Origin of the sequence: Streptomyces roseochromogenus subsp. oscitans DS 12.976, assembly GCF_000497445.1 — a bacterium.
In the GTDB taxonomy this organism is placed as follows: domain Bacteria; phylum Actinomycetota; class Actinomycetes; order Streptomycetales; family Streptomycetaceae; genus Streptomyces; species Streptomyces oscitans.
The window spans coordinates 36,827-59,077 of record NZ_CM002285.1; the positions used below are offsets into that span (position 1 = coordinate 36,827).

Annotated in this window: 21 protein-coding genes and 5 pseudogenes; 15 read left to right on the plus strand and 11 right to left on the minus strand. The window is 69.8% G+C overall.

What is annotated here, in order from left to right; all coding sequences use genetic code 11:
- The first annotated feature begins 636 nt into the window (after nucleotides 1-636).
- From M878_RS93165 to M878_RS50860, 3 genes and pseudogenes are all read left to right on the plus strand, one after another.
- Nucleotides 637-1,056 carry an Hsp20/alpha crystallin family protein gene (locus M878_RS93165; RefSeq protein ID WP_245238348.1) on the plus strand — a complete coding sequence of 140 codons (420 nt, stop codon included), beginning with the start codon at nucleotides 637-639 and terminating at the stop codon, nucleotides 1,054-1,056.
- Nucleotides 1,053-1,478, plus strand: coding sequence for an archease (locus M878_RS93170; RefSeq protein ID WP_209445474.1), 426 nt, complete (start codon nucleotides 1,053-1,055; stop codon nucleotides 1,476-1,478). Before M878_RS93165 ends, M878_RS93170 begins: the two co-directional genes overlap by 4 nt.
- Nucleotides 1,479-1,726: 248 nt before the next feature.
- A pseudogene (locus M878_RS50860) lies at nucleotides 1,727-2,967 on the plus strand (RtcB family protein).
- 89 nt (nucleotides 2,968-3,056) lie between these two features.
- On the opposite strand, the gene M878_RS50865 reads toward M878_RS50860, so the two are convergent.
- Complete coding sequence (locus M878_RS50865; RefSeq protein WP_023544077.1) at nucleotides 3,057-3,548, minus strand: DoxX family protein; 492 nt, start codon at nucleotides 3,546-3,548, stop codon at nucleotides 3,057-3,059.
- A gap of 701 nt (nucleotides 3,549-4,249) precedes the next feature.
- Nucleotides 4,250-4,537, minus strand: a complete 288-nt coding sequence (locus tag M878_RS50870) for a hypothetical protein (protein WP_023544079.1) — start codon at nucleotides 4,535-4,537, stop codon at nucleotides 4,250-4,252.
- Between the two features lie 2 nt (nucleotides 4,538-4,539).
- On the opposite strand from M878_RS50870, the gene M878_RS91930 reads away from it, so the two are divergent.
- The 3 genes from M878_RS91930 to M878_RS46400 all read left to right on the plus strand — a co-directional run bounded on the left by M878_RS91930 (nucleotide 4,540) and on the right by M878_RS46400 (nucleotide 6,301).
- Complete coding sequence (locus tag M878_RS91930) at nucleotides 4,540-4,941, plus strand: hypothetical protein (RefSeq protein WP_023544080.1); 402 nt, start codon at nucleotides 4,540-4,542, stop codon at nucleotides 4,939-4,941.
- Between the two features lie 10 nt (nucleotides 4,942-4,951).
- Complete coding sequence (locus M878_RS91935; protein WP_023544081.1) at nucleotides 4,952-5,623, plus strand: copper resistance D family protein; 672 nt, start codon at nucleotides 4,952-4,954, stop codon at nucleotides 5,621-5,623.
- Nucleotides 5,624-5,956: 333 nt separating this feature from the next.
- Entirely contained in the window at nucleotides 5,957-6,301 is a 345-nt protein-coding gene (locus M878_RS46400; protein ID WP_078630136.1) for a peptide deformylase, read from the plus strand.
- Here M878_RS46400 and M878_RS50880 read toward each other — a convergent pair.
- On the minus strand, nucleotides 6,254-9,001 hold the full coding sequence (locus M878_RS50880) for a cation-translocating P-type ATPase (RefSeq protein ID WP_023544082.1): 2,748 nt from the start codon (nucleotides 8,999-9,001) through the stop codon (nucleotides 6,254-6,256). The genes M878_RS46400 and M878_RS50880 overlap by 48 nt on opposite strands.
- Nucleotides 9,002-9,155: 154 nt before the next feature.
- Nucleotides 9,156-9,608, minus strand: a complete 453-nt coding sequence (locus M878_RS50885) for a universal stress protein (RefSeq protein ID WP_023544083.1) — start codon at nucleotides 9,606-9,608, stop codon at nucleotides 9,156-9,158.
- A gap of 311 nt (nucleotides 9,609-9,919) precedes the next feature.
- Between M878_RS50885 and M878_RS50890 the strand changes: the two genes are divergently transcribed.
- The 3 genes from M878_RS50890 (at nucleotide 9,920) to M878_RS50900 (ending at nucleotide 11,913) form a co-directional block, all read left to right on the plus strand.
- A complete protein-coding gene (locus M878_RS50890) occupies nucleotides 9,920-10,591 on the plus strand; it encodes a lysophospholipid acyltransferase family protein (RefSeq protein ID WP_031223496.1) in 672 nt (223 codons plus the stop codon).
- A gap of 147 nt (nucleotides 10,592-10,738) precedes the next feature.
- On the plus strand, nucleotides 10,739-11,530 hold the full coding sequence (locus M878_RS50895) for a slipin family protein (protein WP_023544085.1): 792 nt from the start codon (nucleotides 10,739-10,741) through the stop codon (nucleotides 11,528-11,530).
- A gap of 86 nt (nucleotides 11,531-11,616) precedes the next feature.
- Nucleotides 11,617-11,913 carry a hypothetical protein gene (locus tag M878_RS50900; RefSeq protein ID WP_023544086.1) on the plus strand — a complete coding sequence of 99 codons (297 nt, stop codon included), beginning with the start codon at nucleotides 11,617-11,619 and terminating at the stop codon, nucleotides 11,911-11,913.
- 45 nt (nucleotides 11,914-11,958) lie between these two features.
- Here the strand turns inward: M878_RS50900 and M878_RS50905 are convergent, their stop codons facing one another.
- The 3 genes from M878_RS50905 to M878_RS000000100945 all read right to left on the minus strand — a co-directional run bounded on the left by M878_RS50905 (nucleotide 11,959) and on the right by M878_RS000000100945 (nucleotide 14,295).
- Nucleotides 11,959-13,062 carry a baeRF2 domain-containing protein gene (locus M878_RS50905; protein WP_023544087.1) on the minus strand — a complete coding sequence of 368 codons (1,104 nt, stop codon included), beginning with the start codon at nucleotides 13,060-13,062 and terminating at the stop codon, nucleotides 11,959-11,961.
- A gap of 2 nt (nucleotides 13,063-13,064) precedes the next feature.
- On the minus strand, nucleotides 13,065-13,979 hold the full coding sequence (locus M878_RS46405) for a sigma 54 modulation/S30EA ribosomal C-terminal domain-containing protein (RefSeq protein WP_023544088.1): 915 nt from the start codon (nucleotides 13,977-13,979) through the stop codon (nucleotides 13,065-13,067).
- Between the two features lie 184 nt (nucleotides 13,980-14,163).
- Nucleotides 14,164-14,295: a hypothetical protein gene (locus tag M878_RS000000100945; RefSeq protein WP_023544089.1), complete on the minus strand. Its 132-nt coding sequence runs from the start codon at nucleotides 14,293-14,295 to the stop codon at nucleotides 14,164-14,166.
- A 350-nt stretch (nucleotides 14,296-14,645) separates the two neighbouring features.
- On the opposite strand from M878_RS000000100945, the gene M878_RS50915 reads away from it, so the two are divergent.
- The 5 genes from M878_RS50915 (at nucleotide 14,646) to ftsH (ending at nucleotide 19,158) form a co-directional block, all read left to right on the plus strand.
- Complete coding sequence (locus M878_RS50915; RefSeq protein WP_023544091.1) at nucleotides 14,646-15,077, plus strand: DUF2267 domain-containing protein; 432 nt, start codon at nucleotides 14,646-14,648, stop codon at nucleotides 15,075-15,077.
- A gap of 68 nt (nucleotides 15,078-15,145) precedes the next feature.
- Nucleotides 15,146-15,862, plus strand: a complete 717-nt coding sequence (locus M878_RS50920) for a CBS domain-containing protein (protein ID WP_245237968.1) — start codon at nucleotides 15,146-15,148, stop codon at nucleotides 15,860-15,862.
- A gap of 23 nt (nucleotides 15,863-15,885) precedes the next feature.
- Nucleotides 15,886-16,305: a CBS domain-containing protein gene (locus tag M878_RS50925; protein WP_023544093.1), complete on the plus strand. Its 420-nt coding sequence runs from the start codon at nucleotides 15,886-15,888 to the stop codon at nucleotides 16,303-16,305.
- Between the two features lie 208 nt (nucleotides 16,306-16,513).
- Nucleotides 16,514-16,954 (plus strand): CBS domain-containing protein, encoded by a 441-nt coding sequence (locus M878_RS46410; protein WP_158692599.1) that lies wholly within the window; start codon nucleotides 16,514-16,516, stop codon nucleotides 16,952-16,954.
- Between the two features lie 224 nt (nucleotides 16,955-17,178).
- The gene (gene ftsH / locus M878_RS50930) at nucleotides 17,179-19,158 is read left to right on the plus strand and encodes an ATP-dependent zinc metalloprotease FtsH (RefSeq protein ID WP_280923658.1); all 1,980 of its coding nucleotides are present in this window, start codon (nucleotides 17,179-17,181) and stop codon (nucleotides 19,156-19,158) included.
- 287 nt (nucleotides 19,159-19,445) lie between these two features.
- On the opposite strand, the pseudogene M878_RS93175 reads toward ftsH, so the two are convergent.
- The 4 pseudogenes from M878_RS93175 to M878_RS98695 all read right to left on the minus strand — a co-directional run.
- Nucleotides 19,446-20,413 (minus strand): annotated as a pseudogene (locus M878_RS93175) (universal stress protein).
- Nucleotides 20,414-20,431: 18 nt separating this feature from the next.
- A pseudogene (locus M878_RS46420) lies at nucleotides 20,432-20,920 on the minus strand (zinc-binding dehydrogenase); the annotation flags it as partial.
- A 45-nt stretch (nucleotides 20,921-20,965) separates the two neighbouring features.
- Nucleotides 20,966-21,663: pseudogene (locus M878_RS50940) on the minus strand (P-loop nucleotide/nucleoside kinase family protein); the annotation flags it as partial.
- Nucleotides 21,664-21,667: 4 nt separating this feature from the next.
- Nucleotides 21,668-21,898: pseudogene (locus tag M878_RS98695) on the minus strand (universal stress protein); the annotation flags it as partial.
- Between M878_RS98695 and M878_RS99180 the strand changes: the two are divergent.
- Entirely contained in the window at nucleotides 21,788-22,159 is a 372-nt protein-coding gene (locus M878_RS99180; protein ID WP_245237972.1) for a hypothetical protein, read from the plus strand. The pseudogene M878_RS98695 and the gene M878_RS99180 sit on opposite strands and share 111 nt — an antisense overlap.
- The last annotated feature ends 92 nt before the right edge of the window (nucleotides 22,160-22,251 follow it).

A 22,251-nucleotide genomic window follows, 5' to 3' on the forward strand; every position in this document is an offset into this window, starting at 1 on the left:
GCAAACTCTCGCGTCGTGGCGGAGACATCGCCTTGACTCGTAGACTAACTGACGTTCATCAGCCTTGTCCCGCAGTGCGGGGCCACATCCGAACTCCGGCCCAGGCCGCGCCTGGGTGTCGCTCCCGTTGCTCCTCCCGTCCATTGTCCTGATGGTGTTTCTGGGCGAGTGGCTGCTGAAACTCCAGGAGCACGTCGGACAGCGACGAGACCGTGCCCCTGAGCACGAGGGTCCTGGCAGTGGCACCGCTCTGCCGACCCTGATCGCCCCCGGCGTCGCCGCACTGATCCTCGACCGTCGAAGCACGCCCTCCCACAGCATCCGTCCCGTGCCGGCGCGAGTCGCAGACCGGGCAGCCGCCGCTCATGATGGAGAGCCAGAGAGGCACATGGCTTTTCGAGTTCACATCCGCGGAGGTGAGCCTCATGACTCTGCCCGCACGACACCGGCACGGCAGCATGCCGGAGCGAGCCTACCCGCCGATAGACGGCCGAGTTCGCCGAATTCTTCGAGCGGATGAACCGGTTCCTGGAGTCCGCCGCTCCGTCCTGGACGGAGCCCATAGCCTGGGCACCGTTGGCCGACCTTAGCGAGACAGACGAGGCCTACCAGATCGAGTGTGAACTGCCCGGCATCATGCGCGAGGACATCAACGTCGAGGTCAGCGGACGGGAACTGCACATCACCGGGGAGCCGAAGGAACGCGAAGGCGTCCTGCGCCGCACCGGGAGATTCGAGTACCGGGCGCTGCTGCCCACCGAGGTGAAGGCCGAGGATGTGCACGCCACCCTTGCCGACGGCATCCTCACCGTCGCCGTGCCCAGGCTCAGACGGCCGAGCCCCATCACATCGAGATCGAGGGCTGAACCACCGCTCCCACAGGGGCACGATCGACGGGTGCGGACTGCTGACCCTCGATCCACACCCGCACGACCGCGTGGGGTGACCAGCCGAATAGGCTGCCGCACACTCCCTGCACCATGCGACAGGAACACGCCAACCATGATCCGCCGTGCCGGGACTTGTGTCCGCCCGACCGGCCGGATCTCCGGATGACCATGACCACCGGGCCGGGGCATTCGCTGCGCGGTCATCGGAGTGTTCCGCACACCGGTGATCTGCGTGTCGAGGCTTGGGCACCGACACGCGAGGAGTGCATCGCCGAGGCGGTACGGGGCATGGTCGGCAGCTTCGCGGAACTGCCCGCAGATGCATCCTGCGCGGCGCGGGAGTGTGTGGTGGCGGCCGAGGACGACGGCCGGCTCATGGTCGCCGTGCTTGAGGAAGCCATCTACCGCATGGACGCGGCGGACGAACTCCCTGTGGACGTCACGGTGACGCCGGAGCCGGGTGGCATACGCGTGCAATTCACGGTGACCGACAGCTCGACGGCCACGCAGACCGGGCCGTACCCAAGGCCGTCGCTCTGCACGGCCTGCGACTGGCCCAGGACGCGCACGGGTGGGCATGCCGAGTGACGCTCGATGTGTGTCGCCCGCCCCGGCGTCCCGCGCCCGAACACCTCGCCGAGGAGGCCGAACCGACATGGACATCCGGCTCGTGACAGACGGACCCTGGCGGTTCCGCGTCGAACAGACCGGCGCCATGCGCGTACCGGAGTCGTCCTCGCCTCACGGGAGCTGCTGCCGGACGAGCCCGGCGACCAGGCCCTTCAGCAGGTGGTCCATGTGGCCACGCTCCCGGCATCGTCCGCGCCTCGTACGCCGTGCCCGACATCCACTGGGGCTACGGCTTCCCCATCGGCGGCGTGGCCGCCACCAAAGTCGCGGGCGGCGGCGTCATCTCGCCGGGCGGGGTGGGCTTCGACATCTCCTGCGGGGTACGCCTGCTCACCGCGCACGTCGACCGCACCGCCCTGCTGCACAGGCTGCCCGCGCTGATGGACCGGCTGGACGGACTGATCCCACGCGGGCTCCGGCGCGGCGGACTGTGGCACCTGACGGGCCGGGCACAGTTGCACGAGATCCTGCGCGGCGGAGCCCGGTACGCGGTCGAGCAGGGCCACGGGGTGCCGCGCGACCTGGAGCGGTGCGAGGACTGCGGAGCCGTCGGAGACGCCGATCACACCCAGGTCGGCGAACGCGCGCTGGACCGCGGCGCCGGGCAGGTCGGCAGCCTGGGCTCGGCCAACCACTTCCTGGAGATCCAGGCGGTCGACACCGTCTACGACGAGACATGCGCGCGGGCGTTCGGCCTGCGCCCCGGCCTGGTGTGCGTCATGATCCACTGCGGCTCACGCGGCCTGGCCACCAGATCTGCTCCGACCACGTGCGGGCCATGGACGCCGTGATGCGGCGCTACGGCATCGACGTACCCGACCCGCAACTGGCCTGCACACCTGTCGACTCGGCCGAAGGCCGCGCCTACCTGGGCGCGATGGCCGCCGCCGCGAACTACGCCCGCGCCAACCGCCAGCTGCTCGCCGACGCCGCCCGCCGCGCATTCCTGCAGCTGACCGGCTCGGGCCTGGATCTGCTCTACGACGTCTCGCACAACCTGGCCAAGCTGGAAACCCACCCCCATGACGGCGCCCGGGCGCTGCTGTGCGTCCACCGCAAAGGCGCCACCCGAGTCCTGCCGCTGGGCCACGCCGACCTGCCGGACGCCCTGCGCCGCTTCGGTCAGCCGGTGTTCGTCCCCGGCACGATGGGCACCGCCTCGTATGTCATGACCCGCAGCACCGGCAACCGGGCGTTCGACTCCTGCTGCCACGGCGCGGGCCGCGTCTGGAGCCGGCACCACGCCCACCGCGAGACGTCAGCCCGGCAGCTGCGCCACGAGCTGGCCGGTGCGGGGGTCGCGGTGCGCCCCGCCTCCTGGCGCAGCGTGATCGAGGCAGCGCCCGAGGCGTACAAGGACGTCGACGCCGTCGTCCGCGCAAGCGAACACAACGACCTGGGCCGCCTTGTAGCGCGCTTGGTGCCGCTGGGTGTCCTCAAGGGCTAGCAGGGGGCCGCCTCTCGCATGGCCGACAACGGGCCGCAGCTCGCCGTCGGGGAAACGCACGGCGTCGCACTCCTCGACGGTAGGGTCGGTCAGTGAGGCGTGGCCTCGGCCGTCAGGCGGTGCTGCAGGCTGGCGTCGAGGGAGTAACGGCCGGCGCCCACGATGAGCAGGAAAACGCTGCCACACAGTTGGGCGACCTCTACGCGGGACTCGTGGGCGAAATCCCACCAGCCTGTCTCTCCTTTGAACAGGGCTACGTGTCCCCACAGGAGCGGCAGTTTCGTGATCGCCAGGGCACAGATCATGTCGATCACCATGGGCACTGCGGCCAACCGGGTGAGCAGCCCTGCCAGGATCAGGAGGCCGCAGCCGATCTCGAAGACTCCGTCGAGCGTGGCGAAGAAGGCCGGCGCCGGAATGCCGACCTTGTCGAACCGGCCGGTGCCCAGCGAGGCGGTGCGCACGAACTTCAAGATGCCCTCGGAAAGGAAGATCGCGCCCACGTAGAAGCGGATCCACAGCGCCGCACCTGGTGCGCTGGTGTACGTGAGCCGGGACAGCCAGGTGCGCGCCTGCGTCATTCAGGAACCTCGCCTCAGGCCGGACAGCGGTGACCTCGACATCGTCCTGCACTGTCGCCTCGTCACACGGAACCGGACCGCATCGGTCCCGCCCACGGGTGATGCTCTGTCCCCCGACCGGGCGTCAGATATGTGCGGAGAGGCCAGGGCTGTGCCCCGGGACGGCCCGCCCGCCGAAGTCCGTGCCAAGCCAGGCCGACGTCCACCGCCGCACTCCGGCACCGGGGGCCACCGAGACAGCCGGGAGAGGGAAGGCCGGCGCAATGCAGTCGGCCAGGCGCAGAATGGGCCTGGCGCGAGCCGTCAAGGGTGGGCTAAGCCCATCGCGCCAGCGACGCTGTAGGCGCCCTTGATGGTGCGGTCCAGCCCGCACGGGTGGAGGTCGGGCGGCCCCTCCCCGGCGACGCACCGGTTGGGACCGGCGTGCGCTGGTTCACGCGTCAGTCGAGTTCGATGTTGAAGTCCCAGACTGCGATGGTCTTGCCGTCGTGGCGCCAGGTGAGCCGGTTGCCTTCAGCGTGCAGTGCCCACCGCATCCGGCCAGGCCGGCCAGCGCGAGAGCGGTGCAGGCGAGTGTGGCCAGGGTGGTCTGGGGGTTGGTGCGCCACGCGCCGGGCCGGCGGATGCCGGCCCGGCGGGGTGCCGCAGTCCGCGCAGCGGTCATCAGCGACAGGCTTCCCCGTTCTGGTCAGACGTCCGGGTCAGGGCGTCTTGATGACGGGGTGCTCGGGGTCGTCGATGCAGGCCACGGCCGGATAGACGATGCTGCCCGAGGGCGCCGGAGGCAGGGCCTTGCCGGAGGGGTTGTTATAGACGTCCGCGCCGAACGGGCACAGGCCGTCGGCAGCCGCACAACCCAGGTGGCCGTGACCGTCGGTGCCGCCTCTGCGGACGCCGAACAGGTCCTCCATGCTGCGCAGCCACGAGTAGTGGTTGTAGGGCTGCTCGTTGACGGGGCCCGGCTTGATGTAGCGGGAGGAAAGGAACACGGGTGATCTCCGCGGACAGCCATCCCGTCTCCGGCGTCATGATGTTCTCCGTCGGCAAGCCCTCCGCAACGACGGCCCCGGTCTCCGCCCCCACCGGAGACCCGCTGACCACCACCCTCTACAACCTCGTGCGCGGCCTGGCCTACGTCGGGCTGGCAATGATCGTCGGCCTGGCCGCCTTCGGCGAGCGTACAAGGGCACTAAAACGGCCACTGGCTGCGGGGTGGTGGGCCCTGACGGTCTCCACGCCGGCCTTGCTGCTGGGCGGCCCCTACGAACGCGGCAGCGGGCTGGAGGTGTCCTCGCTCCCGGAAGCGATCAACGGCCATACGGGCGTGGCGCTAGAGTCGGCTGGTCCTGCTGGCGGCGGCCGCATTGTGCATTCGCCCACCGCTGCGAGGTAGGGCGCGGACGGTGGGCGGTGTCGTGTTCGCCGTGGCTCTGGCGCTGACCTTGGCTGCTACCGGACACACCGCCGCCGGAATCCAAGTTCCCGTGGCGACGGTCTCCATCGTGCTGCACCTACTGGCGATGTCGGTGCGGCTGGGCGGACTCGCAGTCCTGCTCATCCTTCTCCACTGCGCACCCCAGGACCTCACGGCGGCCCGGACAGCCCGCTTCTCCCGGCTCGCTCTGACGTCCGTGGCGGTGCTGGCAGTCACAGGGGCCTACCAGGTGTGGCGAGGGATCGGCTCCTGGCAGGAACTCCCCAGCACGTCGTACGGCCGGGTCATGGTCGTCAAGCTGGCCGCCGTGGTGCTGCTGTCGGTCGCGAACCTGTCCCGTCGGTGGACGGCGCGGTGGGCCCCGGCAGCCGAGCGTCCCGCTGAGGCCACCGACGCGCGGGAGCTACAGCCGGTGGGCGCGCGCCGGCTCGATGCGGGCGAAGCCGACTCCATCGAGACGCGACCGGCGCGGGCGAAGTCGTCCCGCGGACCGGAATCGGGTGCGGTGGACGATCCCGTTCACGATCAAGCGGCCTGCCGCCGGGGCCTGGGCCGCACGCTCCTGGGCGAGGTGGCCGTCGCCGTCATGGCGATCACAATCGTCCTCACCAGCACCCAGCCGAGCCGGGCCGCTGCCTAATCCGCAGCCCCAGCGTCGCTCCAACTCGGCGCCGCGGCGACGGTGCCCTTCGGCATGGGCCCCAGGGCGACCGCGGAAAGGTCGAGATGGAGATGCCCCCAGCAGGACGGGTGTGAACTCGGTGACCGCCGTGGTCTACGGCGCCGACGGCGCCGCCGGCATCGTGCCAGAACTCCGCCTCATCTTCACCCTGCCCGCCCGGAACATCGGCCCCCATCGACGCCAAGCTGACCGACCGGGGCGGCTACTGGGGCACCGACACCCTGCGGCTGCCACTCCCCGGCACCTGGATCATGCGGCTGACCGTCCGCACCACCGTCCGACGTCTCCCGCATCACCGGCCGATCCGAGGAGACGGACGAGCAGTGCGAAGGCTGCCTCAGCTTCTTGGACGGCCGCAGCCTTTTCCCCCACCCGCTGAAGATCACGGTGGAGGCCACCTCCCTGGCCGGTGAGACCGCTACCACCGTGTCCGAACGCGGCCTTGCCCGCTTGGTCCCTCACGAAATCGACCACCTCGACGGCCTGCTGTACACCGCCCGTATGCACACCGGGGTCGCGCCCTTCCCTGTGGAGGAATACCGGCAGACAGGCCGGGCCACGGCGTTTTCGTTGGCCGCCTGCCGACCGCTACCTCGCCGGGACGGCCCGTCGGCGCCGCAGCAGCCAGCGCCGTAGTTCGTCGGCGCCCCAGACGATGAAGGGGAAGGGGACGACGAGGGCGAGCATGCGTGGGGTGAGGGCGGCGGTGCCCAGGAGGGTCTGCAGGGGCGGGGTGTAGATGAAGACGGCGGCGAGGGCGAGTTCGAAGGCGATGCCCCACAGCAGCAGGGGGTTGGTGAACACGCCGATGGAGCGCAGCGAGGCACGCTCGGTGCGGGCGGCGAACGCAGTGCCGATCTGACCGGCGATCATGCCGAGGAAGGTCATCGTGGTCGCCTGTTGGTAGGCGTGGTGCAGCGGGCTGCCGGGGCCGGTGGAGGCGCCGGGGTACCAGCCGGCGTGCCAGAGCACGGCGAAGAAGCCGGTCAGTTGCAGGGCGGCGCAGAGGACGCCGAGGAACAGCCAGGCGCGCACCAGCATGGAACCGCGGATGACGCCTTCGGAGCGGGGGCGGGGCGGGCGGTCCATCAGTCCCGGTTCGGCCTTCTCCCGGCCCAGGGCGAGAGCGGGGAGGGTCTCGGTGCCGACGTCGAAGACGAGAAGTTGCAGCACAGTCAGCGGCAACGGGACGGCCCCGCCGGTCAGGGCGTAGACCAGGAACGGGGCGACCTCCGGGGTGCTGTGGGCGAAGATGTAGCAGACGAACTTGCGGATGTTGTCGTAGACGCGGCGGCCCGCGTGCACGGCGGCGACGATGGTGGCGAAGTTGTCGTCGGTGAGCACCATGGTGGCCGCCTCGCGGGCCACGTCGGTACCGGAACGGCCCATGGCGACCCCGATGTCGGCCCGCCGCAGAGCGGGGGCGTCGTTGACGCCATCGCCGGTCATGGCCACGACGTGGTGTTCTGCGCGCAGCGCGTCGGCGATCCGCAGCTTTGCCTCTGGGGAGGTGCGGGCGAAGATGAGCTCCCGGTGGTGGCGCAGCAGCTGGTCGAGTTCGTGTTCGGGCATGTGGTCGAGTACGTCGCCGGTGACCACTTTCGGTTGCGGCCCGCCGATGCCGACCTGGCCGGCGATCGCGGTCGCGGTCAGGGCGTGATCGCCGGAGACCACGATGATCCGGATACCGGCACTGTGGCAGCGGGCGACCGCGTCGGCCACCTCGGGGCGGGGCGGATCAGCCATCGCCACCAGCCCCAGGAACACCAGCCGGGCTTCGGCCTCCTCGCGGCGTTCCGGCAGCCCGGCGCCGACAGCCAGGTGCCGCTCGGCCGCGGCCAGGACACGGAGCCCCTGGCGGGCGAATGCGTCCACCTGTCCGGCGATCGTACGGCGTCGTTGCTCGGTGAGCGGGCCGACCGTGCCGTCGGCCTGTCGGATGGTGGCGCACAGCGGCAGGACCGCCTCGGGGGCTCCCTTGACGTCGATCCAGAGTCCGTCGTCGTCGCGCTGGTCGATCGTCGACATCAGTTTGCGTACGGGGTCGAAGTGGAACTGGCGGCGGCGCCCGGCATCCCGCTCGTCGGTGCCGACACCGCATCCCAGATGCGCGGCCGCTGTCAGCAGGGCCAGTTCGGTGGGATCACCCACCGGGCCGCCGGGGGTATCCAGCTGTGCGTTGTTGCACCACGCCACCACCGTCGCGAGAGCACGCAACGCCTCGTCGTCAAGCGGTCCCCCGGTGGCGGCGGTGTCGGCGAGCCCCTGCTGACCCGCGGCGGTCCACACAGCGGTGACCTGCATACGGTTCTCAGTGAGGGTGCCGGTCTTGTCGGTGCAGATCACGTCCGTGGAACCGAGCGTCTCCACCGCGCTGAGGCGTTTGACGACCGCCCCGCGCCGCACCAGTTCCCGCACGCCCAGCGCCAGAGCCAGCGTGATCACCGGTAGCAGTCCCTCGGGCACGTTGCCGACCAGCAGGCCGACGGCGAAGACGACCGCGTCGTGGAACGGCAGCTTCGCCGCGAACATGGCCAGGGGCAGGAACGCCACCCCCATGACCACCGCGATCACCGCGATCAGCCACGCCACCCGCCGGACCTGCGCCTCCAGCGGGCTGATCTCCCGTTCGACACGCTCGGAGAGCGCTGCGATACGCCCGAGTTCGGTGTGCATGCCGGTCGCGAAGACCACGGCTCTGGCCTCGCCCTCCGTGCACGTGGTGCCGCTGAAGACCAGATCGCGGGCCGACAACAGCGGGACATGGACGTCGACGCGGTCGGCCGCACGGTAGGCGGGCATCGCCTCACCGGTCAGCGGCGACAGGTCGACCTCGATCCCGCCCTCGATCAGCCGTGCGTCGGCCGAGATACGGTCCCCCTCCTCGATCACCAGCACATCGCCGGGCACCAGGGTGACCGCCTCGACCTGCTGGACGTGCCCGTCGCGAACCACGGTCGTATGCGCCGGCAGGTAGGCGGCCAGCGTCTCCACGGCCCGTTCGGCCTGCATCTCCTGCACGAAGGCGAACGCCGCGTTCACCACGATCACCACCACGATGGCGACCGCCACCGCCGCGATCCCTGCCCACCACGCCAGCAGCGCGGCCGCCCACAACAGGAGCGCCAGCGGGTGGGCGACCTGCCGGGCCAACTCACCCGGCCAGCGCCTGCCGCCGCGCCGCCGCAGCTCGTTCGGCCCGTAGCGGACCAGTCGCCGAGCCGCCTCGCGCGAGGACAGCCCCTTCCGCGTGCTGCGCAGATCCCGCAGCAGCAGGTCCAGGCGCTCCTCCGGGTCGAGTTCCACCACTGCGGCCCCACCGGCTTCGACGTTCATCCCACCCCACCGCGCGTGTCCCTGAGCTGCTGGTGGGCCGGGCGGGCCCCCGTCTCGCCGAGCTGGGGAACCCGCCGGGCAATATGCGGTCGGGGTGACCGGGTGCACGGCGAGCTGCTGTTGCTCGACGTAGAGGTCCGGGCCGCAGACCGGTTCACCGGATCTTGGCGCCGCGGATGACAACGACGGGACACGGTGCGTGCTGGACACAGTGCCGGCCGACCGATCCCAGCAGGGCTTCGGTGAACCCGCCGTGCCCCTGGTTGCCCACGACCAGCAGATCCGCCCCTTGGGCGGCGTCCGGCAGAAGACGCGCGGGGTTTCCTTCGATGACGCGCGGCGTGACACGCTCCGGCCGGCCGAGGCCGATGGCATCGACGATCGCCCTGGCGAGGCTGGTGCGGGCCTGCTCCTCGAAGTCGAAGGGCTCCTCCTCGGGAGGGCTCCATCCGTACCAGTCGTACGGGTTCTGCCAGGCGAAGACCGCCTCGACCGCGCCTTTGGTGAGCTCGGTCTGAGCGACCGCCCACCGCAGGGCTGCCTTCGATTGTTCCGACCCGTCGGCCCCGACCACGATCCGTCCGGCGGATGCCGCCTCGTCGCTCACCGCCCGCCTCCTGGTTCCTTCCGCCACTGCCCCAGCTTTCCCGCCGCACACCGGTGAAGGCCGCTGTGGCCCTCCCCACTCACCCGTTTCGCCCCTCTCGTTCCTCCCTCGGCGGCCCACGCGGGGCCAGAGGAGCACAGCGAGTACGGCCGCGCGGACGGCCGGCACCGAATGGAGTCCCCGCGTTGGGCGGCAGCCGGCCGGGACAGCCGACCGGAGCGACACGCGCGGCATAAGGTGATCACGGAGTGCTCGCCCCCGCGGCAACGACAAGGGCAGCCATCGGTTGTCGCCACCCTGGGGGTGCCGTTGTGCTCAGTCGCCTCGCAGACGCCGTAGTGCCGGTCTTCGGCCGCCTGGACGTCACCACGGATGCCGGTTCCGGACCGATTGCGGGCAGCATCATCATCGCCAACCACACGTCGCTCAGTGACCCTGCGATCGTCCTCACCGCGCTGCGCCGCCTCGGCACCGAGCCCGTCGTGCTGGCAGCCGCAGGGCTGTGGCGCGTCCCCTTGCTCGGCCGTGTCCTCACGAGAGAGGGGCACATCCCGGTTCACCGGGGCGACCCGCGAGCCGCCCGAGCACTGCAAGAAGCGCAAGCCGCACTGGCCGCGGGCCGGTCCGTCCTGCTCTACCCGGAAGGCGGGCTGCCTCATCGCAAGGGTGTCCGCGAGGCTCCGCCCCGGCCCTTCCACTCCGGCCTCTTCCACCTCGCGCACGCCACGGGCGCCCAGATCGTGCCCGTAGGCCAGGCCGGAGCCCGCGCACTGGCGTCCGGCAGCCCCTTCGAACAGGTGGCCCGGTTGCTCACCGCTCCGCTGCGCCGTCCTCGACTCCACGTGTACGTCGGCGCACCACTGCGCTTGGACAGCGAACAGACCCAGGCCCAGGCTCTCGCCATGACGCACAGCGCGCTGACCCAGGCCTGGCACGCCGCTGCCCGGCAGCTCGGCGCACCGGTGCTCCGCACCGGGCGCTGAAGCTCGGCCCTACCCACCTGAGCTGTCGCCCGTTCGCCATCAGGTACGCCGGGGCCGATCGGCCCCCGCCGGCGGGTCGGATGGCACGGGCCCTTCCGCAGGCGCCCAGGTCACTATGAAGACCAGAGCCTCAAGGAGGTGGGTTCCGTGGCGAACCTCGGAGTCGCGATCGTCCGGCAGTACCAGCGCGGTGTCGTGTTCCGCTTCGGAAAACTGCGCAATGTCCGGGACCCGGGCATCAGGTTCATGATCCCGTTGGCGGACCGGATGTGGAAGGTCACCCTGCGGACGGTCACCATGCCGATCCCGTCCCAGCAGGTCATCACCCGCGACAACGTCTCCATCGGTGTGGCCGCGGTCGCCTACTTCCGCCGTGTCGACCCGGTGAAGTCGATCGTGGAGATCGAGGACGTGTCGTCCGCGGTCAGCCAGATCGCCCAGACCACCGTCCGTAACGTCGTGGGCCGCTCCCTGCTGGACCAGGTCCTCACCGATACCGAGACCCTCAATATCCAGATCAAGGACATCCTGGACGGGCTGACCCAGCAGTGGGGGGTGTATGTGCTGCTGGTGGAGCTCAAGGACATCGAGCTGCCGGCCGGCATGCAGCGGGCCATGGCCCGCCAGGCCGAGGCCGAGCGCGAGAAGCGTGCCAAGATCATCGCTGCCGAGGGGGAGGCCCTGAGCGCCAACCGCCTCGCCGAGGCCGCCGACGTCATTAGCGACCACCCGATCGCCCTGCAACTGCGCAACCTGCAGATCCTCGCCGAAATCGCCGCGGAGAAGAACTCGACCATCGTCTTCCCGGCCCAGTTCCTCGAAAGCGTCCGCGCACTGACCCGGTTTGTCGAAGGCGAAGCCGGAAGGGGCGCGGCGTCTGCGCCGGAACTTCGAACACGCAGGGAACCGGTGGGAAGCAGCAGCTCCGTCCCGGTCTGAGCCCGGGTGGCGGCGCTGGAGCACCCAGAAGCGGGAGCTGTCGGAAAAAGGGGTCCCTGCATTCACGAAGGAAGGCTGAAGGCGCCATGAACCAGACATCATGGACGACGACGGGCGTGTTCACGGGGCAGGGAGGCGTCCGTACCGACGAGGCCGGGATCATCACCGGGGACCTGACCGTGCACACCACTTGGGACGGCAAGCAGGCCGTTGTCAAGGTCCAGTACAGCGGCACCTCCCAGTGGTTCACGCTGACCGGAAGCCCGGTGTCCTGTCCTTCTCAGCAGGGCAGCCGAGACCTGCACCAAGCTGTAGTGGAAGCCGTGCGGGCCGGCGGCGGCACCCCCGTTCCTCGGCACGACCAGCTGTGGGCACGACCTTGAGCACCGGACCGGAGTACGGCGTCGAGCCGCTTACCGGAAGCCTGCTCAACCGCCGGATCCGGGGTCGGCGTAGCGCAGCAGCACGCCCACGTCCTCGCTCAGCCTCAGCTCCTGCTCGGGCACCACGACCAGTTCGGCCCTCGTGCCGACGAGGGCACGGGCCAGGGCCGTGTCGGCCCGTTCCTCGCTGACCTCCCGTATGCCGTAGGACTGCAGTTCCCGTTCGGTGAGGGCGAGTTGGCCGGGCTCCGGGCCGACCCACAGGCGGAACGGCGACCCAGGGTGGTCGTTGAGGAAGAGGGCTTTGACCCTGCCGCGTTGCAGCGCCGATACGGCGGGGGCAAGGCCTTCCGCGAACGCTCCGTCGCGGGCGCGCTCGGCGAGGAAGGCGTCCAGCAGCATCCGGTCGTGCGCGGCCATGCGCCCCGTGAAGAGGCTTTCGAGCCGCTGCTCCAGCAGTGCCCGCCCGGGCTCGGACTCGCCGGCGCCCGCCACAGTGGTGACCCGCCCGCGCAGGGAGGCCGGTAGTCGGCGGATGAGGATGCCGCGGGCCCAGACGTCTCCCGCGACGACCACCGTCTCGACGTCGATACGCCGTGCGTGACCTTCCAGCTCCCGGCCGACCTCTCCGGCGGCGCGGGTCCAGTCGGCGACCGGGATCTCCTCGTCCATCCGGTGGCCCGATGTGACCTTGGTCAGCGGCCATGTGCCCGCCTCGGCCTCGATCCGTACGGTGCCGGTGGCGTCCGTCGAGTGACGGCCGCCATAATGCACCTGCACCGCCAGGTACGGGATACCGGGCGCGTGCTGCACGATCAGCGGCATCGTGTCCGGCAGCGTTCCGAAGTGCGCGGTGTCCCGTGCGGGCGGTACGGGCAACTCGTCCAACAGGGCCAGGTGTCCGTGGGCGGTGAAGACGGCCTGACCGTGCGTGCCGGGAACGTCCGTGTCGCTGCCCACGGTGCCCGCCACCGCGGTGATGGAGTCCCGGTCCGCTCCCTCGGACATCAGTGCGTCCCGAAGATGCCGCCAGCGCAGTTGTACGGCGGCCTCGGGATCCTCGATGGCGACGTCACGGGACGTGTCCAGATAGACGGACGCGAATGGACCGGGCTGCTTGTAGAGAGGCTCCAGGAAGGAAAGTCTCATGATCACTCCCGAGTGGGCTGCCGGCGCCACGCGCCACCACGCCCGGGATGCCGCCGTACCAAGACACGTTCCGGTTGGCGCGCCGCGGCTCTTCCAACTCCAGGATGCGCCCGCCCGACGAGCCGCGCTTGCCCACCGCAGGAGCCGCGGGCGGCTGGCACCGACGAGCCCGACAGCCCGCCGGAGGTACCCGAACGGCCCTTCTGCGCGTGCCACCTCCCGGGGGCATCCTGCTCCTTCGCCTCGGCCACCTTCATCCGGGGAGCAGGAAGCTCGCTCAAGGTCAGCGGCACGGCCGCAGGGCCGACCAGCTCGGGGTGTGGGCGCACCTGGGCGAGGCGGTAGCCCGTCGGGCCCGACCGGTACAGCACGCTGTCCTCTCCGGTGCCGATGTCGGTGAAGAGGTGGAAGTCGTAGTCCATCGTCTCCAGCTCGAAGGCCGCCTCGTCGGGCGACTCCCAGGCCAGCGAGTAGGACTTGTGCCGCACGACCTGCCGCTCCTCGGCCGGGCGCGGGAAGTAGTCGAGGCGGTGGGTGGGCTCGCTGCCGTGACGCCACTCATGCAGGCCCGGCACGGGCGTCTTGCCGCGCCGGGCCTCCCAGTGCTGTTCGAGGCGTTCCAGCCGTGCGACGAGCCGGTCCTGCAGCAGGTCGACGGCCTCGGTCACAGTCGCGGCGGCCACGTGCGCACGAGCCGGACGCCCATTGACGTCCAGATTGGCCTGGGCGATCGCCGGCCGCTCGATGGCGGGGTTGGCCATGTGGGTCAGTTTGACGCGGGCGAACGGAACCGGCTCCCGCGTCCGGCTGGTGAGCGCCCTTACCTTCTCCTGTGCGTACTCGATGACTCCTGGCGGCATCTCCCCCTGTGTCTCCACCTGGATCTCGGGAGCCTGCTGTGGTGCCGATCGCTTCATGGCAGCGTCCTTGCGCCGTATGTACCACTGTCCACACCTGCGCTCATCGGGCCTGCACGCACGGCCAGTGTGCCCGTCCCTGGCTGATCAACTTCCTTGCTGTGAGCAGGACATCCCGAAGCGTCCGTACAGCAACGAGCCGGGAAGCTCGCTCCGAGTGGAGCCGACCGGGCTGCGCCGGACGTCAGGCAGCGGTGATCCGGGTGCCGATGTCACGCCCCTCGCAGATCGCCGGCATGGCGCCCGCTGCCGTCACGCCGAAGACGTGCATGACCAGGTTCTGCTCCTCGGCCAGCACGAAAACGGCGGTTTGCATCACCTTTACGGAATCACCCAGCCGATACGGACAGACATAAGACCAGGGGTCGGGCAGCCGTCACATGGGCGCACCTCCCCAACTGGAAGACCCCTGCGGACCCTAAGCGCATGGCCTCACGGTGCCGAGTCTCGGTGCGGCTGCCAACCGGCTCCACCCGCCCTAGCATGGAGCCCTGGGCAGGAAAAGAGAGAAGCCACAGCGGCGCCGTTTGTGCCCGGCGGACGCCCCCGAGCCTGTGCTGCAAACCCTGCCGCTTCTGAACAAAGCCAGCCTCGTAGGTGTGGATGAGGCCTCTCGGCACCTGGCGAAGCACGTCCTTCCCGCGGACAGACCGGAAGGGAAGATCCATGCCCCCCACGCACCCACCTGACTTCGAGCACTCGATCCACAGCGCGAACATCTGGCTCAAGGCGGTGTCGGAAGCCCTGGACACGGAGGACCGCCACCTCGCCCACCGGATCCTGCGCACCTGGCTGCACACGTTCCGTGACAGACTCACCGTCGACGTGACCGCCAACTTCGCCGCGCAACTGCCCGAACTGGTGCGTGGCGCCTACTACGACGGCTGGGACCCCAGTGTCGTACCGGTCAAGTACGACCGCCAGGGGTACATAGACCGCTTCGTCCAGGAAGCCAAGGTCACCGCCGAGGATGTCCCCCGGATCGCCGCCGCGGTCACCACCGTCGTACGCGAGCACGTCTCGCCCGGGCACCTGGAAGCAGCGCTGGAACAACTCCCCCACGACATCCGCGCTTTGCTCCTTCAGCCGGCCGCCTGACCTGCGGCACGAGACAGCGGCCATCACCTGCGCCGCAAGTGTGCAGCGGAGCATCTGTCCGGACTGACGTGTCCAGGACGAGACGCTGTAGCGGCTTAGCACGAGAGAGCAGGGACATGCTGCACCGGAGGGTCTCAGATCTGATGACCACGGCCGTGGTACGCGTTCGGCCTGCCACGGGATTCAAGGACATCGCCGTGCAGCCCGCGGAGCACGACATCACAGCGGTCCCGGTCGTCGACGACCAGAACCACCCCATCGGCATCGTGTCGGAGGCAGACCTGCTGCGGACCCAGCAGAGCCAGTCCGATCCGAGTGGACATCTGGCCGACGAGCACCCGCCGCCGACGGAAAACGCCGAGGCACACGCGTTGACCGCAGAGGGACCGATGACCAGCCCGGTCATCACGGCACGCCCCCAGTGGTCGGTGGTGGAGGCGGCTCGCGCCATGGCCCCGCCACGACGTCAAACGACACCCGTCGTGGACGGCGCCGACAGGCTGGTGGGCATCATCAGCCGCGCCGACCTCATCCACGTCTTCCTGCGACAAGACACCACAATCTGCGAAGAGATCACGACCGAGGTCGTGACCCGGCCCCTCGGCCTTGACCCCGCCTCGATCACAGTCCAGGTCACCGACGGCCGGGGGACGCTCACCGGCTTTGTGCCGCACCGCAGCCTCTTTCCCATCGCTGTAAGGCTGTGCGAGGGCGTCGACGTCACAAGCCGCCTCGCCGCCGACGCTACAGGGAACGGGAAGGTTGACAACCCACACCGGCCATAGGCCCCAATCAGAAGGAAGCAGTCATGACCACTGCGCGGGACATCATGCACACCGGCGCCACCTGCATCCGGGAGAACGAGACTCTGGAGGACGCAGCGCGCAGGATGAAAGAGCTGGACGTGGGGGCCCTGCCGATCTGCGGGGAGGACGACCGTCTCCACGGGATCATTACCGACCGTGACATCGTCGTGAAGTGTCTCGCCAAGGGGAAGGACCCCCGGACCATGACCGCAGGCCAGCTCGAACAGGGCAAGCCGGTCACGATCGACGCGGACACCGACAGCGGCCGTGTCCTCCAGGTCATGCAGGAGCACAGGATCCGGCGACTGCCGGTCATCGAGAACCACCGCCTAGTAGGCATGATCAGCGAGGCGGACCTCGCACGCCGCCTGCCGGAAGAACAGGTGGGCCACTTCGTCGAGGCCGTCTGCGCGGCCACCTGAATTTCGAGCGCCGTGCACAATCTCCTGACCGCCGTCATCACGGCGCCCCGCCCCCGTTCTGGAGGGCCACTGCGGCGACCGGGCCGGATAGTGCCACCCACAGGAAGTGACGCATTGACCTGTCGCCGACTGACGTGGATTTCACTGGCCGAGTGCGCCGACGCAACGCTGTTGAGGGCAGGGATCAAGGTTGCTGATCCAACACGTCATGAACGCGCCTCCGACCACTGTGCTTCCAACGGAGTCCCTTGAGGAGGCGGCACGGCACATGGCCGATGCCGGCGTTGGTGCCTTGCCTGTGGTAAACGGCGACGCAGTGATCGGAATCGTGACCGATCGAGACCTCGTGGTGCGGGCGATGGCCCGCAGGCTGCCACCGCGCACCCGGGTGGAAACGATCATGTCCCCGGCCCCCGCAACCGTGGAGGTCGACACTGCGGTTGCGGTCACCGTCATGAAAATGCGCGCGGCTCAGGTACGTCACCTCCCTGTGGTGGCGGAGGGACGTCTCATCGGCATGGTCTCCTTCGACGACCTGTTCTGGCGGCTGACCCAGGAACTGGCAGACCTGGCGGCCGTGGTCGATGCCGCCCGGAGAATCCCGGAGACCTTTCACGGCACGAGGAAGGCGCCGCTGCTGGACGGCTGAACGTATATCGCTTCAGCGCCTAACGCCCAACGCGATACGTACAAAACCTGTCAGTCGGCTCCTGGTCACTGCCTGACGGTGGCCTCGGTCCTGGTCGGGCTCTGACCGGACGGCCCCCATCAGGGCCATACGACCCCTGCCACCCGGGAACGGCCGGGTTGAGGATGGTAAACGGGACGCGATGCCGATCGAAGGGCGTGGGATCGGTGATTACACGAGTGCGGATGCCGCACCGGCACCTGACGCCGCCCGTCAAGCCTGGGCCGCCGCGCGAATCGCCGACGCCTCCCTCCCGGCAACCACAGCCGTTCGGCGGACGCTGGATGTTGTGGTGGATCCTGATGACGGTCCTCATGATCCTGCTGCTCTCGCGCGCGCGGTCCGGGCCGCACACGAGTTCACTCTCCTACAGCGACTTCGTCGGCAAGGTCGGTGCCAGCCAGGTGCAGACGGTCGATATCAACGACAAGGGTGCCGTCAGCGGCACCCTGAAGGACGGCACGAAGTTCACCACCCAGATCCCCACCGCTCTGGATACCGGGGCCCAGCTGCAGCAGCAGCTGACCTCGCACCACGTGCAGATCAAAGCCAGCAAGAGCGGCGGCGGTTCGGCATGGCTGTCCGTGCTCTTCTCGTTCCTGCCGTTCCTGTTGCTGATCGGCTTGTTCGTGTGGATGGGGCGCCGGGCCGCGGGGTCGGTGACCGGCGGGCTGAGCGCCATCGGACGCTCGCGGGCGAAGATCATCGAGGCGGAGCGGCCCACCACCAGGTTCGGCGACATCGCCGGCTATGACGGGGTCAAGCAGGAGATCAGCGAGGTCGTCGACTTCCTGCGCAACCCCGGCCGGTACACGGCCGCGGGTGCCAAGGGACCGCGTGGCGTGATCATGGTCGGGCCGCCCGGTACCGGCAAGACGCTCTTCGCGCGGGCGGTCGCCGGCGAGGCGGACGTGCCGTTCCTGTCGGTGACCGGCTCCGCGTTCGTGGAGATGTTCGTCGGGGTCGGCGCCTCCCGGGTGCGCGACCTGTTCGGCGAGGCTCGCAAACGCGCCCCCTCGATCATATTCATCGACGAGATCGACGCGCTCGGATCACGTCGCGCCGGCGGGGCCCGGCTGGGCGGTAACGACGAGCGCGAGCAGACCCTCAACCAACTGCTGGCCGAGATGGACGGCTTCGACCAGTCCAGCGGCATTGTCGTCCTCGGCGCCACCAACCGGCCCGACTCCCTCGACCCGGCTCTGCTGCGCCCGGGACGCTTCGACCGGCAGGTCACCGTGCCCCTGCCCAACCAGGCCGAGCGGGCCGCGATCCTCGCCGTCCACGCCCGTGACAAGAAACTGGCTCCGGACGTCGACCTGGATACCGTAGCGCGCGCCACGCCCGGGTTCTCCGGCGCGGATCTCGCCAACCTGGTCAACGAGGGCGCCATCAACGCCGTACGGAACAACCGCACCCGGATCGAGCCGCACGACCTGGACGCCGCCCGCGATCGTGTGCTGCTGGGGCGCCGGGAGTCCTCCAACGCGCTGCTGCCCGAGGAGCGCCGATCGGTGGCTGTCCACGAATCGGGGCACGCCCTGGTCGCGGCGTTGTGCGAGCACGCCGACCCGGTGGCAAAGGTCACCATCCTGCCGGCCGGTGTCACCCTGGGCGTCACCGAGCAACTCCCGGAGGCGGAACGTCACTTGTACAGCGAGAGTTATCTGACCGACCTGCTGGCGGTGCGTCTGGGCGGGCGCGCGGCAGAGCTCGTGGTCTTCGGCGAAGGATCGACAGGAGCGGCCAACGACCTGGCCGGAGCCACCCAGATCGCGACCCGTATGGTCCGCGAGTTCGGCCTCTCCCCCGAACTCGGCCCGATCGGGTACGCCTCATCCCAGCCGCACTTCCTCGGTGAGACCACCGAGGAGCCCGGTCGCCCGGCGTACTCGGAGCAGACCCAGCGCATCGTCGACGAGGAGGTCGCCCGCCTGCTGCGCCAGGCCGAACAGCGAGCGATCACGCTGCTGCGCAGCCACCGGCCCGCCCTGGAACGCCTGGCCGAACAGCTGGTCACCCACGAGACCGTCGACGGCTCCGTCGTCCTCGACGTCCTGCGCCAAGAACACGGCCAGGCGGACGGAAGAGGCGATGACCACCCCGTCAACGCGTCATCGCCCCCTGGAAGTCCGGAGCCAGAAGTTCACACCCCGCCTCGATGATCGTCAGCAGCACGGCGGTCAGTGGCCCGCCGTCAGCGAGGGCCCATGTTCTCCTACGGCAGTCCGGCCTTCGCGGCGCAGGTGTAATCGGGGCGGCGCCGTGGGTGCGAGCAGCGTGTCGCCGTCGTTGAAGGCTCGGTCGACGAGGCATACGGCTGGCAGCTCGGGGCTGGATGGGCGCTTCGAAGCGCACCCGGGTAAGCCGTCCAGCAGGACACGGTTGCCTCTTGTCTGCGCCTGGGTAGGTGAACCTCACGTCGCTGGCCGCCGCCAGGGCCGGGACTCTCCTAGGCTGAAGGAATGGATGCTCGCCATACAGCGTGCACCCCGCCGCCGGTCAAGTATTGCGCGAGTCTTCGCTTTCGTTCACCGCCAGGACGATGCTCCTTGCCCCGGACGACGGCGACGGGGCAGTGCGCGTGGTGCAGCAGGGCCTGGCTGACCGAGCCGAGCAGCAGCCACGAGAAGCCACCACGACCACGGGCACCGGCGACCATCAGCTGCGCGTCGCGGCTGGCCTCGGCAGCGCCGAACGGACCCGGGAGCGCACCGGGCGCCGCTCCACGGCGCCCCGGGGACAGCGCTGCTGCCAGGGGGACGACGTCTCGTCCAGCAATCGCTGCGCCTCCGCGCGGAGGCGCTCGACGTCCACCACCACGTTCAGCGGATCGTCCGGGCCTTCATGGGGCTGCCCACTCCAGGTGTTCCAGACATGCAGTGCCACCAGGTCAGCGCCGCGCAACGACGCCTCGGCGAAAGCGAGGTCGACGGCTGGCTCGACGGCCGGTGAGCCGTCCGCCCGACAGCAGTACGGGACCGCTCGGGTTCTCCCGGCCACGTACCACCAACACCGGGCAACGGCCGTATGCGGCAAGATGCACGGCGGTGAGCCGAGCAGGAGGCTTCCGAACGCCCCCGGTCCGCGGCTGCCGGCCACGACGAGCGAGGCGGTGCGCGACTCGATCTCCGGCACTGCCAGCGGCTCACCGACGGTCACCTCTCGCGTGGCATCCACGTGCGGCGACTTCGCGTGCCCGCTCCTCGTCCTGGATCAGGGTGCCGTCGACCAGCTCGCGCACCCCCGCCAGGGACGGATTCCACGGGGCCCGCCAGTTGGCAGATGCATCGACGGCCACCCGAAAGCGTGCATGAGCCGCAGCCCCAGGCCGCGCAGCCCAGCCTCGTGTGCCGCGACCTCGACCGCGGCCAGGCTCGACGACGATCCGTCCACGCCCACGACGACCGGGTTGCTCATGACACGCCTCTCGCGAGTTCACTCGCGGTGAAGCACGACTTTGAGGGCTCCCGTGGTGGTGCCGCGTGCGAACACCTCGTAGGCGTGTTCCATCCGGTCGAGGCCGAAAGTGTCGGTGACCAACGGCGAGACGGGCAGGCACCCGTTGCTCATCAGCTCCAGCAGCCAGGGGGCGGAGGACGTGTCCACCTGGCCGGTGCTGATCGTTAGGTTTTTGCGCCACAGGGATTCGAGATGCAGCATCGCCGGTCTGCCGTGCGTGCCGACGTTGGCGATGTGCCCTCCGCCGCGGACGGCGCGCGTGCAGAGTACGAAGCCGTCCGGATCCCCTGAGGCCTCGATCTCCACGTCGGCTCCCGGTCTCTCGGACAGGTCGGTGATCATCTTCCCGGGCGATTCGGCGGCATCGGCCCCGACACGGGCGGCAGCCTCCAGCCGGGCGTGAGCCCGGTCGACCCGTGGTAGACGAGCGCTCGCAACGGATTCACTCCCTCGCCCCCCACCTCCACCGTTACCCCCGCAGTGCTCCAGGGCAACACGGCTACTCGTGCGCTATGGGCCCGGCTCCCTGCAGGGCCAGCGGAAGACGGGAGCCTGGCCCATTCCCCACGGGCGTACGGCGATCAGTGCCTGGGCGACCGCAGCCTCCAGCGCACCGCTGGTGTCAACCGGTGCGGCTTCGAGCCAGGGCGGTTCCCTGGCAGCCATGGCATCGGCGATCTCGGGGCCGGCGCCGGATGCACCGGGGCCGCGCGTGCTCAGGCGGGCCCCCGACGCGTCGCCCGGCGCATGGCAGTGCAGGGCCACCAGGTCGGCGCTGGTGCGTACGGCACCTGGACGGCCGCTTCCCGCTGCCCGGCATCGGACCAGGTGGCGTCCAGCACGACGGACTCGCCGGAGGAGAGCAGGACGGCTGCACGGTCGAGCAGGGCGGCATAGGTCCTGGCCGGCCACTCGGGTGTGTAGAGCCCCTCGCCGTAGCCGGATGCCGCCGACTGCTCCGCAGGGATGCCCGCCAGCTCCTTGCGCATGTGGTCGCTGCTGAGCAGGGTGACGCCCAGCCGGTCGGCCAGCGCTCCGGAGAGTGTCGACTTCCCGCTCCCCGGGAGTCCGCCGACGAGGGTGAGACAGACGGCGGAGGTGCGCAGGTGGCGCAGCGCCATGGAGGCAAGCCGCCGCGACGCCGCTTCCGCGCCGGGCGCGCCCTGGCGGGCCTGGATCATCGCGACCTTGGCGCGGACGAAGGCCCGTAGGCAGCCCTGGGTGGAGCGCTTGCAGCTCCGCCTGCGCGGCGTGGACGAGACGCTTCGCCCAGTAGTTCTGGTCGACTTCCGCGGGGACACGGGCCGGTTCCGGCGCCAGCAGCGGCCACGCGTGCAGCAGGCGCAGGGTGAGCTTGCGTTTCTCGGCCTCGTCAGCAGCCCAGCGGGCGGCGGCAAGGCTCTCGGGCGAACCGTCGAGGCCCACGGTGACGACTGGTTGCATGGCGGCGGCCTCCGTCTCATAAGAAGGAAGCTGGAAACGACGGTGAACAAGTCCGACCGAGTGGATGGTCCGGACGTCGCCTGCATGCCGGGCGTGCTTCTCCCATTCGAGGATCCCCCCGATCCTCTTCCCGCCGCACGCGGAGGAGGGGCCGGAGGCGTGGAATCCGGTACGAGAGGAGGGAGGGCGGTGACGATTCCCCTGGTGGTCGGCGTCGACGGATCCAAGGCGAGCACGGTGAACACGCAGCGTACGACGTGATCAGCGCCACCTCGGCACGGGCCGGGGAGAGCGCTCCCGAAGTGCGGTTGTCCAGCGAGGTCTCGCACGAGGACGCTGCCTCCGCTCTGATC

Bases quoted from the DNA above. Each gene is read 5' to 3' on its own strand.
- M878_RS93165 (WP_245238348.1), top strand. From the start codon at position 637: ATGCGCGAGGACATCAACGTCGAGGTCAGCGGACGGGAACTGCACATC.
- M878_RS93170 (WP_209445474.1), top strand. From the start codon at position 1,053: ATGACCATGACCACCGGGCCGGGGCATTCGCTGCGCGGTCATCGGAGT.
- M878_RS50865 (WP_023544077.1), bottom strand. From the start codon at position 3,548: ATGACGCAGGCGCGCACCTGGCTGTCCCGGCTCACGTACACCAGCGCA.
- M878_RS50880 (WP_023544082.1), bottom strand. From the start codon at position 9,001: ATGAACGTCGAAGCCGGTGGGGCCGCAGTGGTGGAACTCGACCCGGAG.
- M878_RS50900 (WP_023544086.1), top strand. From the start codon at position 11,617: ATGAACCAGACATCATGGACGACGACGGGCGTGTTCACGGGGCAGGGA.
- M878_RS50905 (WP_023544087.1), bottom strand. From the start codon at position 13,062: ATGAGACTTTCCTTCCTGGAGCCTCTCTACAAGCAGCCCGGTCCATTC.
- M878_RS46405 (WP_023544088.1), bottom strand. From the start codon at position 13,979: ATGAAGCGATCGGCACCACAGCAGGCTCCCGAGATCCAGGTGGAGACA.
- M878_RS000000100945 (WP_023544089.1), bottom strand. From the start codon at position 14,295: ATGCAAACCGCCGTTTTCGTGCTGGCCGAGGAGCAGAACCTGGTCATG.
- M878_RS50915 (WP_023544091.1), top strand. From the start codon at position 14,646: ATGCCCCCCACGCACCCACCTGACTTCGAGCACTCGATCCACAGCGCG.
- M878_RS50925 (WP_023544093.1), top strand. From the start codon at position 15,886: ATGACCACTGCGCGGGACATCATGCACACCGGCGCCACCTGCATCCGG.
- M878_RS46410 (WP_158692599.1), top strand. From the start codon at position 16,514: ATGAACGCGCCTCCGACCACTGTGCTTCCAACGGAGTCCCTTGAGGAG.
- ftsH (WP_280923658.1), top strand. From the start codon at position 17,179: ATGCCGCACCGGCACCTGACGCCGCCCGTCAAGCCTGGGCCGCCGCGC.